Source organism: Xenorhabdus sp. SGI246 (assembly GCF_040838225.1).
GTDB classification, from domain to species: domain Bacteria; phylum Pseudomonadota; class Gammaproteobacteria; order Enterobacterales; family Enterobacteriaceae; genus Xenorhabdus; species Xenorhabdus indica.
The window spans coordinates 1-15,145 of the sequence record NZ_JBFPEZ010000049.1 but is presented as its reverse complement, the minus strand read 5'-3'; the positions used below and the strand labels follow the sequence as shown (position 1 = coordinate 15,145).

The 15,145-nt window shown below is 39.3% G+C and carries 11 protein-coding genes; 6 read left to right on the top strand and 5 right to left on the bottom strand.

Features of this window, described 5'->3' with window-relative positions; genetic code table 11:
* Positions 1-34: 34 nt before the first annotated feature.
* Positions 35-553 (bottom strand): sigma-70 family RNA polymerase sigma factor, encoded by a 519-nt coding sequence (locus ABLA85_RS12370; RefSeq protein WP_367964531.1) that lies wholly within the window; start codon positions 551-553, stop codon positions 35-37.
* Between the two features lie 141 nt (positions 554-694).
* Entirely contained in the window at positions 695-3,016 is a 2,322-nt protein-coding gene (locus tag ABLA85_RS12365) for a TonB-dependent hemoglobin/transferrin/lactoferrin family receptor (RefSeq protein ID WP_367964529.1), read from the bottom strand.
* Positions 3,017-3,298: 282 nt separating this feature from the next.
* On the opposite strand from ABLA85_RS12365, the gene ABLA85_RS12360 reads away from it, so the two are divergent.
* On the top strand, positions 3,299-3,820 hold the full coding sequence (locus ABLA85_RS12360; RefSeq protein ID WP_367964527.1) for a YtxH domain-containing protein: 522 nt from the start codon (positions 3,299-3,301) through the stop codon (positions 3,818-3,820).
* A gap of 75 nt (positions 3,821-3,895) precedes the next feature.
* Here ABLA85_RS12360 and betA read toward each other — a convergent pair whose 3' ends face one another.
* Genes betA through betI form a run of 3 tightly spaced genes read right to left on the bottom strand, consistent with a single transcriptional unit; the run spans position 3,896 to position 7,713 of the window.
* Positions 3,896-5,590, bottom strand: a complete 1,695-nt coding sequence (gene betA / locus ABLA85_RS12355) for a choline dehydrogenase (RefSeq protein ID WP_367964525.1) — start codon at positions 5,588-5,590, stop codon at positions 3,896-3,898.
* A gap of 27 nt (positions 5,591-5,617) precedes the next feature.
* Entirely contained in the window at positions 5,618-7,096 is a 1,479-nt protein-coding gene (gene betB, locus ABLA85_RS12350; protein WP_367964523.1) for a betaine-aldehyde dehydrogenase, read from the bottom strand.
* Positions 7,097-7,131: 35 nt separating this feature from the next.
* Positions 7,132-7,713 (bottom strand): transcriptional regulator BetI, encoded by a 582-nt coding sequence (betI, locus tag ABLA85_RS12345; protein ID WP_367964521.1) that lies wholly within the window; start codon positions 7,711-7,713, stop codon positions 7,132-7,134.
* A 209-nt stretch (positions 7,714-7,922) separates the two neighbouring features.
* Here betI and ABLA85_RS12340 point away from each other — a divergent pair, with 209 nt between their 5' ends.
* From ABLA85_RS12340 to ABLA85_RS12320, 5 genes are all read left to right on the top strand, one after another.
* Complete coding sequence (locus tag ABLA85_RS12340) at positions 7,923-9,965, top strand: choline transporter (protein ID WP_367964519.1); 2,043 nt, start codon at positions 7,923-7,925, stop codon at positions 9,963-9,965.
* 636 nt (positions 9,966-10,601) lie between these two features.
* On the top strand, positions 10,602-11,807 hold the full coding sequence (locus ABLA85_RS12335) for an iron-containing redox enzyme family protein (RefSeq protein WP_367964517.1): 1,206 nt from the start codon (positions 10,602-10,604) through the stop codon (positions 11,805-11,807).
* Positions 11,808-11,827: 20 nt separating this feature from the next.
* Positions 11,828-13,453 carry an AMP-binding protein gene (locus tag ABLA85_RS12330; RefSeq protein WP_367964515.1) on the top strand — a complete coding sequence of 542 codons (1,626 nt, stop codon included), beginning with the start codon at positions 11,828-11,830 and terminating at the stop codon, positions 13,451-13,453.
* Between the two features lie 45 nt (positions 13,454-13,498).
* Positions 13,499-13,747, top strand: a complete 249-nt coding sequence (locus tag ABLA85_RS12325; RefSeq protein WP_367964649.1) for a gamma-glutamyl-gamma-aminobutyrate hydrolase family protein — start codon at positions 13,499-13,501, stop codon at positions 13,745-13,747.
* 214 nt (positions 13,748-13,961) lie between these two features.
* Positions 13,962-15,145 (top strand): AMP-binding protein (locus tag ABLA85_RS12320; RefSeq protein ID WP_367964513.1); only part of this gene is annotated, 1,184 nt, incomplete at its 3' end.

Here is a 15,145-nt window from a genome sequence, read left to right as displayed (position 1 = left end):
GTTTGGCTAGATGGGGTTTGGCGGACGGTTACGGTTAAAGGAGGGTATTAAAAGGATGACACTTCCTGTGAGCTTGCTGCAAGTAGCTTTTCACTGAGCTTATTGAAACATCCAGATTTGCTGCCACATCTTTATAGTGCATTCCTTGTAGCCGTGTTAGCAGGAACGCTTGTCTGACTTTTTTCGGCAGTTCATCAAGGATCTTATCTATCCTCTCTAATTGTTCTAACAGTGCAAGCTGATATTCTGATGGGCATGAAGTATTGTTCGGTACTGTACTGACAGACTCCAGATAATTGTCTTCGAGTTTTTTCCGGCGGTAGTAATTAGCGATGGTCCTGCGGGCAATGGTAATTAAAAAGGCTCTAGGATAACGGATATCAGCCAGATCTGGATATTGTATCAATTTGATGAAAATGTCATGGGCAAGATCTTCTGCATGGTGTGGATAAACACAGTTTTGTTTGATCCAGTTATATAACCAATTGTGGTGTTCGCAGTAGAGTTGTTGGGCTATTTCATTGTGCCCGAATGTGCTTTTTTGCACAGCCATGTGATATTGCCTGATGGATTATAATGAAAATGAAAACAATAATGATTATTATTTTTATTTAATTGGTGGAAGTCAATGGGCATTGCAGTGATAATCCCCTTAAAAATTAAGAGGATTATCAGTTGAATGGTTAAGTGTTAGTTAGAATTGCTGTGAAATACTGAATTTGTAATTACGGCCAATACCAGAAGCAGCTTCTCCTAAGTATGGATAGTAATCACGGTTGAACAGGTTATCTACAGTGATCCGTGCTTCAAAGCCTTTCATAAGAGACGGGCGCCAGCTTGCAAACAGGCCGTGCAGGGCATAGCCTTTGGTTTTTGGTAATGACCAATATCCAGCTTCTGGGTCGTCATCTACAGGTGAACGATCTTGTTTACGGATAAAGTCACCTTTCCAGCCCATTGTCATTTGCAAGAGCGGGATTTTAAAGCCGAACGTGGTGTGCAATGATGTTGGCGGTATTTGATCCCACCAGGTTTTATGTCCTATCCATGGGTCACGCGGAGAAGTATCACGTTGTCCACGCATCGTGGAGTAAGATAACTTACCAAACAGAATGGCGCTATCGTAGAAAGTTTCTATTTCCAACCCTTGTATGGTGTAGCCGGGTAGATTGCGGTAATTCGATAATGGTTTTCCACATGTGTTAGAGAAACCACTTTTGTGGTGTTGCTCACAATAAATTCCACGTCTTTTGAGAATTTCATCTTTTCCCCGATTATGGAATAGCGTAGTACGGATTTGTAGACTGTCATTCTCAAGCATCAGATTATCGTAATCAAAAATGGCACCAAATCGTATTCCTGTCATTTTTTCAGTACTTAGATTACGGCTGGAACCCGGAACGTTGGTTCCTTCTGACTGAACCTCATATTGTTCATCTACCAGTGGTGCTCTCCATGTATGGCTGATGTCTGCAAATAGTGAGAGATTCGGAGTAGTTTTCCACATTAAGCCCAAATGAGGTGTCCAGCCAGTATAAGTTACACTGCTGTAGTCATGATTGGCTTTGGGGGATTTGTTGTTAAAACGGGGGGCCTTATTTTCTTCACCCGTATTTTTTACATGGTCATAGCGCACTCCTGGTGTAATTGTAACGTTACCCAGTTTCAGAGAATCCTGCATATAGAGACTGTAGGTATGCTGGGTGCCCGATGGCATATAGTAAGGCTGATAATAGCCGTAATTATACTTAGCATTGTTTTGTATATTTTTACTTTTACTTTTATCGAACATTAAAACGTTGCGCTGATTCTTATGCCAACGGATTCCAGCTATTAATTCATGCTCGATTACACCTGTTGAGAACACACTATTATTGTTGATCTCAGCCATATTGTCGGTGTAATCCGTCCAACTTTTGTTCCCCATTGAGCCACTGAAAAAAGAAGCAGCGTTTTCTGGGCGACTATCGTCTTGTTTGGTTTTGGAATAAGCGTAAGTCAGTGTCAAATTAATCCATGGATTATCTTCGGGGGCGATATTCCATTTGGCGGAATAGTTTTGATCGATTTGATCACGGAAAATTAGTTTTCTTTTCCAGGCACTATCCCAACCGTATCTCTCTACATCAACGGCTGATGGAACGACCATCTTATCCCGTTTAGCCGCCCACGGCTGCCAGCCATCCGATTCAGAGCGCATTGCAGATAAACTTATTGTATGCGCATCACTGGGGTAGAAATTGGTTTTCAATAAATAGGATGTTTGATTGTTTTGTGAAAACTCAAAGCGTGTGCCATCAGGGCGCTGGATATTATGACCATCGCGTTTACTGAAATACAGTAATCCATCAGCGTAGCCATTGGGATCTCTGCCATATAATGCAGCACTGTTGATCCACTGCCTGTCATTGGTATGGTAGCTTTGTTTAATAAAACCACCCCAATCCTCATCAGGGCGCAATAAATCGCTGGCGTCTTTGGTCACAACTTTAACCGAGCCACCAAACCCACCGTTGCCATTCAATATATTATGTGGCCCTTTATCTACATCGATCCGTTTGATTAATTCAGGTTCGATAAAGATGGAACCCTGGCGATATTTCTCAAACCCTTTTGGGGCATCATCCAGTGTCACTTTGACATCTTCTTGGTCACCCATCCCCCAGATATTTAATGTTTGTCCGCCGGGACGTGGTGAACCAGACATCGAAACACCGGGAAGTTGTCCAAGCAGCTCAGCAATATTATCCGCCTGAGTACGGTCAATATCTTCCTTATTCAGTGCAGAACTACCCGCACTGGTGCTGTTATGTGTACTCCCTACAACAGAAAGCGTAGAGAGTTGCATCACCTCATTTTTCTTTTCTGACTTTTGTTCTGAAGGATTTTCAGTAGCCGAAACTGAGCCGGAAAATACAGTGCCTAGCACCAGAGTGCCAGAGAATGTTCCGCTTAAAATTTTTCGGATAAAAGTTGCGATTGGGTGTTTTTCTAAATTTTGACTATTATTTGCCATAAATTTCCCGAAAAGTATCTGTGTGAAATATTTCATTGTTATAAGTCACCCAGGAAAGTAAATCGGGTAGATGAAAATGAGAATTATTTTTATATGTGTGTTTTTTAACGGTATGTTTTTTATCAGCACAGTTTTTTTATAGGCATTGCTTTTATAGGTATAGTTTTTATAGGCATAGTTTTTATAGATATCGTTTGCTGCAAAGTGCTTATGGGATGTTGTGGTATAAAAACCAGGACACTCATTCGCAAGGTCATTTCCGTAAGTGCAAGGGGTTAATCAATGAAGAAGATTCTTAGTACGCTGTTCTTGGTAGGAATTGTGGCATTTATTGCAGGTTGTGATGATGCTTCCAAAAAAGCGGAGAATTCAACCCATCAAACTGAAGATAGTGCGTCTCAAATGAAAACGGATACTGAGCAGAAAAACTCAGAAGTGACGGACAATGAAAAAGAAAAACCACAAAGCATGAAAGACAATGCTACGGGTGGAGAACGTGAGTCGGTAGATAAATCCAGGGAAACACAGGGTAACATCAACCATTCCACTCATGGTGCGGTAAGTCAAACGCCGTCTTCTAAGACGGCTGATGTAAAGGATGATGTGACAAAATCTCTAAATGACGCAGCGGATAAGGTGGCAGCCAAAGCGGGAGAGGTACAACAACAGGCTACGGATAAAATTAATCAGTTTACAGATGAAATAAAGTCGAAGACGAAAGAAATAAAATCGGATACTAATAAAAAAACGGATGATTTAATCAATAGTCTTAAAGGTGATAATAGTAAAAAAGAGGAAGGTTAATTCAATGTGTCAGAATTTACCACTCTGATAATTTATTCATATAGGAAGGGTGATCTGAACATGATCACCCTTTTTTCAGGAAATTTTTGATGATGTGTTGACCGGCGATTTACGTACCGGAGCACCATTGGCGACATAATATTTTGCCTGACTACGGGGCAAAGGGGTATGTCCCCGGATTTTATCGCCGATTTTCTCTGCCATCATGATGGTGGTGGCATTCAAATTGCCGGTAATAATTTCCGGCATAATAGACGCATCAATGACACGCAGGTTTTCAACACCATGCACTCGTCCTTGACCATCAACAACCGCCATTTCATCAAATCCCATCTTACAACTACAGGATGGATGAAAAGCTGTTTCGGCACGTTCACGAATAAAGGCATCTAACTGCTCATCTGTCTGGATATCAGCTCCGGGGCTTATCTCCCGGCCACAATAAGGCGCAAGTGCGGGTTGTACCATGATTTCTCGTGTAATGCGAATAGCATCGCGGAATTCCTGCCAGTCCTGTTCTGTAGACATATAGTTGAACAAAATACTTGGATGTTGGCGTGGGTCACGTGACTTGATTTTCACACGTCCCCGGCTTGGAGAACGCATCGAACCAACGTGAGCCTGAAAGCCATGTTTATTGACTGCATTACTGCCATTGTAGTTAATGGCAACAGGTAAGAAGTGATACTGAATATTGGGCCAGGCAAATTTTTTACTAGTACGTATAAAACCGCCGGCTTCAAAATGATTGCTGGCACCAATACCAGTACCTTTAAATAACCATTCAGCCCCAATCATCGGTTGGTTATACCATTTCAAAGAAGGATAGAGAGAAACAGGTTCGAGGCACTCATATTGCAGGTACATTTCAAGATGATCCTGAAGATTTTGTCCTACACCAGGCAAAATATGTATCGCAGGAATACCCAATTCATGCAATACATCTTCAGGGCCAATGCCTGAACGCTGCAAAATCTGCGGGGAAGCGATGGCTCCGGCACAGAGCAAAACTTCTTTGCGTGCTTTGGCCTGTGTCAGTGTTGAACTATTGCTTTGGTAGAAATCAACACCAACGGCAGTTTTACCCTCAAATTTGATGGTGTCTGTTAATGCATGAGTAATAATAGTCAGGTTAGATCTCGATTTGGCTTGATCCAGATACCCGCGTGCAGTGCTGGAGCGACGCCCTCTGGGCGTGACAGTGCGATCCATTGGACCAAAACCTTCTTGCTGGTAGCCATTCAAGTCGTCAGTACTTGGATAGCCAGCCTGAATGCCGGCTTCTACCATCGCATGAAAAAGCGCATTATTGCCTGCTTTGGGGGTGGTAACGCTGACAGGGCCATCGCCACCATGATAATCATTCGGACCAATATCCCGTGATTCTGCTTTGCGGAAATAAGGCAGACAATCGAGATAAGTCCAGTCTTCCAGGCCAGGTTGTTTTGCCCAATTATCAAAGTCCATTGCATTACCACGGATATAGCACATGCCATTGATCAATGAAGATCCCCCTAACCCCTTACCCCGTCCACATTCCATGCGACGGTTATTCATGTAGGGTTCAGGATCGGTTTCATACGCCCAGTTATAACGGGTTCCCTGCAAGGGGTATGCCAGCGCTGCTGGCATTTGAGTACGAAAGTCGAATCGGTAATCTGGCCCACCTGCTTCTAGCAACAGGACAGTAACATTCGGATCTTCCGTCAAACGAGTTGCAAGCACATTACCCGCTGAACCAGCACCGATAATAATGTAGTCAAATACCATTGTTATCTCCTCTGTTTCAGTCGTGGGTTAAAATAGGGATTCGAAATTTCCTAGTTCAACCTGTATTGATTTAATTTGTGTATAGTGTTGTAGAGTAACCAGTCCATTTTCGCGCCCGACACCAGAATGTTTGTAGCCACCCACTGGCATAACTGCGGGTGATTCTCCCCATGTATTGATCCAACAAATCCCGGCTTCTAATTGGTGGATAACACGGTGAGCACGGGATAAATCTTTCGTCACTACTCCTGCGGCAAGGCCATAATCTGTGTTATTAGCACGAGCGATGACTTCATCTTCTGTTTCGTAGGTCAGAATACACATTACCGGGCCGAAAATTTCTTCCTGAGTAATCAGCATGTCATCGGTACAGTCGGTAAATACGGTTGGTGCAACAAATGCCCCTTTCGCCAGATCACCGTCCATTAAGCGTTTGCCGCCATATAGCAGACGGGCACCGGAATTTTTGCCGCTTTCTATGTAGCGCAAGACAGATTCCATATGTGGGAAGCTGACCAATGGTCCAAAATTGGTATTCGGATCAAGCGGTGAGCCAATGCGGATCCGTTTGATACGTTCAAGAATTTTATTTTCAAAATCAGAAGCCAGCGCTTTCGGGATAAAAACACGTGTGCCGTTGGTACAGACCTGACCTGAACTGAAATAATTTGCCATCATGGCAATATCAGCAGCCCGATCCAGATTGGCATCATCGAAAATGATCAACGGAGATTTACCACCTAGCTCCATTGTGACTTCTTTCAATGTTGAGCCGGATGCGTTAGCCATTACTTTCTTGCCGGTGACAATACCGCCGGTAAAAGATATTTTGGCGATTTTCGGATGGACAGCCAGATAGTGGCCCACTTCATATCCCATGCCTGTCAGGACATTAAATACTCCGTCAGGTAAACCTGCTTCAGTGTAAATTTCAGCGAGTTTCAGGGCGGTGAGGGAAGTTACTTCACTGGGTTTGAAGATCATGGCATTACCGGCTGCCAGCGCAGGGGCTGATTTCCACAATGCAATTTGGATTGGATAGTTCCATGCGCCAATACCCGCTACGATACCTAGTGGTTCACGGCGCGTGTAGATGAAAGAGGATTCACGCAATGGAATTTGCTGACCTTCAACCGCAGAGATCAGACCGGCATAATATTCCAGAACATCGGCACCGGTAAGGATATCAATTACCTGAGTCTCAGAGAGCGGTTTGCCGGTATCCAGTGTTTCCAGTTCAGATAATTCATCATTGCGCTCGCGGAGAATATCTGCTGCCTTAAGTAAGATCCGTGAACGCTCTACCGCAGCCATTGCTGCCCAGATTTTCTGTCCTTTTTGAGCACTTTCCACAGCCAACTCAACATCTTGTTCAGTTGCAGACTGTAATTGAGCAATGACTTCACCATTGGCTGGATTGATTGCATCAAAAGTGTTTCTGTCAGGGTTGGTGCTATCAACATAAGCACCGTGGATATAAAGCTTCTGTAAACCAAAACGGGTCATAGAGTCTCCTTAGGTCAGAACTCAGGGTACACCAGTTATCTGAGTTTCTGCTCGATATAATCGATGGTGATAGTGAAGGCACTTTCTATATCAAAAGGTTTGCTGCTTAAGGCACGTCTCAGCCAAATACCGTCAATCAGAGCTGCCAGCCCTTGTGCTGCCAGTTGCGCTTCTCTTTTGGGCAGAACCCTTCTGAATTCAACACAGATATTGGAATACAAGCGACGTTCATTCACTTGTTGTAATCGGTATAAATTGGGTTGGTGCATGCTGCTGGCCCAAAAAGCCAGCCAGGTTTTCATGGCTGCACTATTGATTTGGCTGGCGTCAAAATTTCCTTCAACGATGACTGTTAGCCTTTGAGCTGGGGTGGCATTGTCGAGTAGCCGTAACCGTCGTGCTACAGCCATTTTGAGTTGATGCAATAGATGCCGCATAGCCGCTTCAAGTAATCTGTTCTTATCCTTGAAATAGTGACTGATAATACCGTTAGAAACCCCAGCTTTTCTGGCTATCAGCGCAATACTTGCTTCCTGCATTCCAACTTCATTGATGACCGCTAATGTTGCATCAATGAGTTGTTGTTTTCTTATTGACTGTATTCCAATTTTGGGCATGACCTTACACTCAGAAAATCAATGATTCGGCCGCTATTAAACTTTTTTTTAATTGAATGTTCAATCAAAATTAAATATGTTTTATTACAATATTTTCACAACCAGGGGTTGGGGTTATTGAGAGTGATTTGAATTTATACTTATTATTCATGTTGTTATTGGCGTTATTCTTTTTTGTTTTTTCTTTTCATTAAATTCAGGAACTGCCTATGAATACACAAGACAGTCCAAAAAATAGTCAGAAGGATACACTGAACTCTGTCGTTTTTTTTATCTCAGCAGTATTAATTATTGTCTTTTCTCTTTTCACGTTTTTCTTTACGGATGCAACGAGTATCTGGATAAAAAGTACGCTGAATTGGGTATCTAAAACATTTGGCTGGTACTATCTGCTGGCTGCAACGCTTTATATTGTCTTTGTCATATTTGTTGCCGCTTCCCGTTTTGGTTCTATCAAGCTAGGGCCGGAACAATCGAAACCCGAATTCAGTTTGCTCAGTTGGGCGGCAATGCTGTTTGCTGCCGGGATAGGTATTGATTTGATGTTTTTCTCAGTAGTTGAACCGGTTACACAATATATGCGTCCACCTACGGGGGAAGGGGAAACGATTGAAGCAGCTCGTCAGGCGATGGTGTGGACATTGTTCCACTATGGCCTGACGGGCTGGTCTATGTATGCTCTGATGGGGATTGCATTGGGATATTTTAGTTATCGTTACAACTTGCCATTAACTATCCGTTCAGCGCTCTATCCTATTTTTGGAAATCGTATCAAAGGGCCTATCGGTCATACCGTGGATATTGCTGCGGTAATAGGGACGATTTTCGGTATCGCAACTACATTGGGCATCGGTGTAGTACAGCTAAATTACGGTTTAAAAGTGCTTTTCGGGCTGCCACAGGGTTTGGGTGTTCAGGGAGGATTAATACTGCTTTCGGTGATCGTGGCAACGGTATCTGTCACCTCTGGTGTGAACAAAGGTATTCGATTTTTATCCGAAATGAATGTGTTACTGGCATTGGGGCTGATTCTATTTATCTTATTTGTGGGGGATACAGAATTTTTGTTTAATGGACTGGTGCAGAATGTTGGTGATTACATCAGCCGTTTTATGAGCATGACACTCAATAGTTTTGCATTTGAACGCCCGACCGAATGGATGAATAACTGGACACTGTTTTTCTGGGCATGGTGGGTTGCCTGGTCACCGTTTGTTGGATTATTCCTTGCACGTATTTCCCGTGGTCGAACAATTCGCCAGTTTGTAACGGGAACTCTGGTTATTCCATTTGTTTTTACACTGCTTTGGTTATCCATTTTTGGTAACAGTGCGTTATATGAAATTCTTCACGGCAATCAGCAATTAGCTGAAACAGTATTGAATCATCCAGAGCGAGGTTTTTATGACCTGCTGGCCCTTTATCCGGCTTTCACTTTTAGTGCTTCTGTTGCCACGATCACCGGGCTGTTATTTTATGTTACATCGGCTGATTCGGGAGCATTAGTTTTAGGTAATTTCACATCTAACCTCAGTGATATTAATAATGATGCACCAAACTGGCTGCGAATATTCTGGTCTGTGGCGATTGGTGTGCTGACATTGGGCATATTGATGACAGATGGTATCTCTGCTTTACAAAACACCACGGTAATTATGGGCTTACCATTTAGCTTTGTGATCTTTTTTATTATGGCGGGGTTGTATAAATCGTTGCGGGTGGAAGATTTTCGTAAGGCCAGTGCATTGCAGAATACATCTCCAACATTGGTGCACGACAATGGTTCTTTGAACTGGAAGCAGCGTCTGAGCCGTATGATGCATTTTCCGGGAACAAAAAGTACCCAACGTATGTTAGATATGGTGTGTCGTCCTGCGATGCAGGAAGTTGCAAAAGAGTTGGAATTACGCGGTGCGAAAGTGCAGTTTAGTACTCTGCCTTCGGAGGAGGACAAGCGTCTTAGCCCGCTTGAACTGATTGTTGATTTGGGGGAAGAACAGAATTTTATTTACCAAATCTGGCCGCAGCGTTATTCCGTACCCGGATTTACCTATCGTGCGAGGCTGGGTAAGTCTTATTACTTCCGATTGGAAACCTTTCTGATGGAAGGCACACAGGGTAATGATTTAATGGGCTATACAAAAGAACAGATAATCAGCGACATTCTTGATCACTATGAAAAACATCTGAATTTTATTCATTTGAACCGTGAAGCGCCGGGACAGACTTTGATTTTCCCAAGTGGAGGATAAACCAGAGTTGGCCTGCCATAATATAGCAGGCCATACCCGTTCCATTGGATATATTCGATCACACATTCAACGCGTTGTTCTTTAGGTATAAAAGCGTATCATTGCACATACTTTCGGAAGACGAAGTCAGAAAACCCACAAGAAGCTTTTGAAAAAACTTGGTTGCCAATGTGGATTGAGCAAATAATGAATAATAAACGTCAGCAGCCCCTAACAGTAAGTGTAATTCTTATCATATTATTTATGTCATAGTTTTTAAGCGACATATCAGCAGTCAAATAACATGCATAATAAGAATAAATATCATTTTATTAACGATGATGAATTAAATATGGCATTAATATCACATCTCGCTATTAATGTTTAAAAGTCTGATTAACTTACTTAATTAAATAAAATTTAACTCACCAAAATAATAACAATAAAAAATCATATAATTTTATTCTTGGTTTTTGTTATCTAAATATTAAGGCTATATCAAAATAGGGAATGTTTTATTGATTTTAGTTATAATGATTTATTTATCTCTTTGGTATTAATTAACTTTGTTTTAATTCTTGTGATTTAAGTATTGGTATAAAGACATCTGGTTAATACAATAATAACTCTATTATTAATATAAAAAAGAGGGTAAAAATGAGCTTAAAAATAGAAAAAAAGAATTCAAGTCTACCTCAAGAAAATATAAATGATATATGGATTGACTGGTTGGACTCGAAAGAGTTGCAGAATCTGACAAGGCACCCTGTACTCCAGGCGTTTAGTCATGGCACTGCCAGTGAAGAAATGCTGAAAACGTTTTTAATTCAACACTATTACTATTCCCGCTATTTTACACGTTATCTGATCGCACTGATAAGTAAATTACCTTTATTGGAAGATATACAAGATCTTCTTGAGAATTTATTGGAAGAAATGGGATTAGAGGATAATAAAAAAATCACCCATGCAGAACTTTTTCACAGGACATTAGCAACTGTCGGAGCTGATATAAATAGCCAAAAACCTTTTGAAAACACAACTGCTATGGTTGATTCTATGCTTACTTATTGTCTTGCTGACGATCCTTTAGAAGGTTTATCAGCAATGTGCCTTGGTGCTGAAGCTATTGTTCCCTTAATTTATAAGCCCGTATTAGATTTTTTACTCACATTAAACTACGATAATGATGCAACAGAATTCTTCAGTCTTCATATTGAAGAAGATGAAACTCATGCAATTAAAATGCTCAGCATAATGACTAGGTTAATTGGCCAAGATGAATCATTACGTCTCAAAGCCATTCATATTGGCAGTCAAATGGTAAAAAATCGTATCAAAATTCTAGATGATATCTGGAATAGCATTAATAAGAAAGGAGAAAATATTAATTTAAACAATCAAGAAAAGCACACTTCATTTAATTCTTATGATTTTTGGCGGGTCAATAATAAGTTGCTCTCTTATATTCCAGAATCAGGAAAATTAATTCATAAAAATGTCACAAATAGTAATAGTTATAGTGAGGAAAAATTTTCAAAAGAAAGAAAACATAAAGTAAATATAGTTAATTTGCCAGCTAAAACAATCAGTATGACATTAGGTCACCTTGACCCTAATCAATCTACTAATTTACATAGACATAATTATAAGACCATTATTTATATCATAGAAGGAAAAGGAATGTCTAAGATTGGAGATAATAATATTGAATGGTCAGCAGGAGATGCCATTTATATTCCACCCTGGGCTGAACATAAACATATAAATATATATGAAGAAAAATGTCTGTATATTGCTTGTGAGAATGCACCACTATTACAAAACATAGGCAATATTGCATTACGGGAAGAATTAGAATAACTCATAGAAAGGTAATTATTATGTCTTTAGAAAAGATTTTGAAAGATAACGTCTTTGACAGGGGAATAATTGACAATAAAACAAAATCAATAAATTTAGCAAAACGATTTGTTTTAGAAAATGAGTTTCTTGATAAGCCATGTTTTATCGGACCTGATGGCTCAATAAGCTACTCTAAACTTGCATTCTTTGTCAAAAAAAGTGCCTCAGCTCTACAATTAAAAAAGATAGAAAAGAATACAGTAGTTATTTTATGCCTTAACGATAGTCGAGAATTAGTCATTTTATTCTTCTCTTGTTTAGCAATTGGTCTATTACCTGTCATTATTAATCCAAAATCACCCATACATAATTTTTATTACATTCTCAATGAATTTAATAACTCACTTGTTTTCATTGATGAAGATAATAAAATGCCGATTAAACCGAAAGAAAAAATAAATCTAATCCGTATCAAAAGAACAGATGATCTTTCGGCGTTTTCTGATTGGATGCCTAAAGACTCCGATAGTACATGGAATAATTTTTTGGAAAAAACTGAGTTTGAACCAGCTTTCATACAATATACTTCTGGCTCAACAGGAAAACCTAAAGGGGTTATTCACAGTGCCTCATCAATCCTGGCCTCTTGTGAAAATTTTTCCAGAAATCAGTTAAAGATAACCCAAAATGACATTATCTATTCAACATCAAAAACATTTTTTGGTTATGGTATGGGGAATACCCTATTTTTTCCCTTATATTCTGGTGCTACTGCAATCATAGATAGTGATTGGCCTTCAATGATAAGAGTGGCAGATAACATCAAACAGTTTAAACCAACGGTTCTTTTTTCTGGCCCAGTTATATTTCGTTTGTTACTCGAAGATGATGAATTCAAAAAAAACACTCATCTCCGTTTGATTATTTCTTCAGGCTCTATGTTATCTTTTTCTTTAAAAAAAGCCTGGTTAGATAAATTTAATATTGTAATACATGATGCATTTGGATCAACTGAAACATGCCATGCTTTTGCAACAACTTATGGTTATCCCCCTCGTTCAGGGAGTATTGGAAAACTTATTACAGGGTATTCTGGAACAATTGCAGATCAAAATGGAAAAATCATGCCAGTTGGGGAAACGGGTGTTCTTATGCTGAGTTCTAAATCCCTTTCCTCTGGGTATTGGAATGATTTTCAAAATACGAGAGCCAAATTTTCTGGAGGCTGGTATCGCACAGGAGACTTGTTTTCTCAGGATGAAGAAGGGTATCTTTATTATCATGGTAGAGACGATGATAAATTTAAGGTATTTGGTCGCTGGCTTGTGCCCGTTGAAATAGAGAAGCTTGTGAACATTGCGTTTCCAGAAGCAGGAGATGTGTTTATCGTTCCTTGGTTAGATAATACCTGCGAATACAGACCCGTTTTATGTTTGAGCGTTTCTTTCGATGAATTTGAAATAGTCAGTAAAAAAATAGCTAACTACATAATCCAACAAGTAGAAAGTTATAAGCATCCCTATGCTTATTTAAATATCAAGCACTTTCCACTTAATAGTAATGGTAAAATTGATAGAAAATTACTTGTAAATATAGCTCAACAAGAAATTAACAATACTAAAATCTCTTATTTTCAAGGGAAAATAAATTATGATAACACTTAGTGAATTTCTTGAATATAGCAAAGAGGAGTATAATTTAATACCTATATAGAAGAGCATAACTTAACTGGGTTGATTATTTCATTCGGCCCTTGTACTGTGAAAGAAGCAGGAATGTTAATATATGTAACTCAATATTTTACCGGAAAAATTCCCATTCTAGGCATTTGCCTTGGACACCAGAAAATAACTCATGCATTTAGTGGAAATACTATTAGAGAATATAAAGTATATCATGATCAAAGCTTACAAATAATCTATAATGATACAGTTTTAATATACCTTATTACATCTTGAGTCCATTCTCTCTGATTTCGGTATGGATATACTTAAAAATTTATCTCAATTGCTGAAAAATGGAAAAATACAAATGCTAAGAAGAATTCCAGAAATAATGAAATCATGAAAAAATTTAAGAATGAAATATAATTTTTAATGCCTGCCACTCCTAAAATTACCTTGAAAATAAACAGGTAACTTTAGGAGATAATGTTCAAGGAGATATCTGCCAATGATTCCAATAGAAGATATAAAAAATATTATCAGTGAAAAAAACATCGGGGCTGGTAATTTCATATATCACTTAAATAATTATTTTCTGAAAACAGGAAAAAGTGGAATAAAGATAACGTGTGATGTACCAACATACTATAATACAAAAGAAATGTCACAATTTGAAATTAATGATCTTGTTAATATATCAAATCAATTATCAGGGGCCTATATTGCATTAGGTGTCCAAAAACGTGAGCCTGTCGCATTATATCTTGATGATACTATAGATTATTTAATTAACTTTATTGCATTGAACAACATAGGTGCATTTCCCATTTTTGTAAATGGGGAACTCAGTAGTAATATTGCATTTCAGTTTATGAGTAATAGTGGAGCGAGATTTATTGTTTCAGATGAACAACGAATTAGTGAGCTAAATAATAAATCTACTGATTTTAAATTTATTACTCTTAAAATTCTTAATACACTTAAGAAACCTATTACAGACTATTATCAACACCATCAAAAAGATATTATCTTACTGGGACATACCTCTGGTACAACTGGTTTTCCTAAACCGGTCATCTTTACCCACGAATCGATGTTTTATGGCGTCTTGCAAGAAGTCGGTAAGCAACGAGGAAAACAAATATTATCCACATTTCCTCACTCTCACGGTGCCTCAATGACACTGATAATGCTGACGTTGATGCGAGGTGCGGTAATACATATTCAATCAAGGAAAACGGCTGTTCATATTTTAGATACCATTGAAAAAATCAAACCTGATACCGTTGCTGCTTTTCCCAAAATATTTGTTGATATATGCAGAGAGAATCTCGATAGCTGGGATCTCAGTTCTATTTCCCATTGGATTTCGACAGGTGATGCCAACCACGAATCACATATACGGAAACTGATTTCTTATGGTCACCATTTCGTTGATGGCAAAAAAATACAGGGATCTTTTTTCATCGACAATCTTGGTTCATCAGAATTCGCATTTGCCATGTTCAGAAATATTCATCAACCGACAACAGAAAGATACGATCGTTGTATTGGAAAGTCCTTTTCTTGGGTTGATGCTGTCATATTAGATAAAGATGGAAATAGGCTTCCTGACAATAAAATCGGTATGCTGGGTGTGATTTCAAAATCAGTAACAGCAGGATATTGGAATATTAACCCGGTGTGCAAATG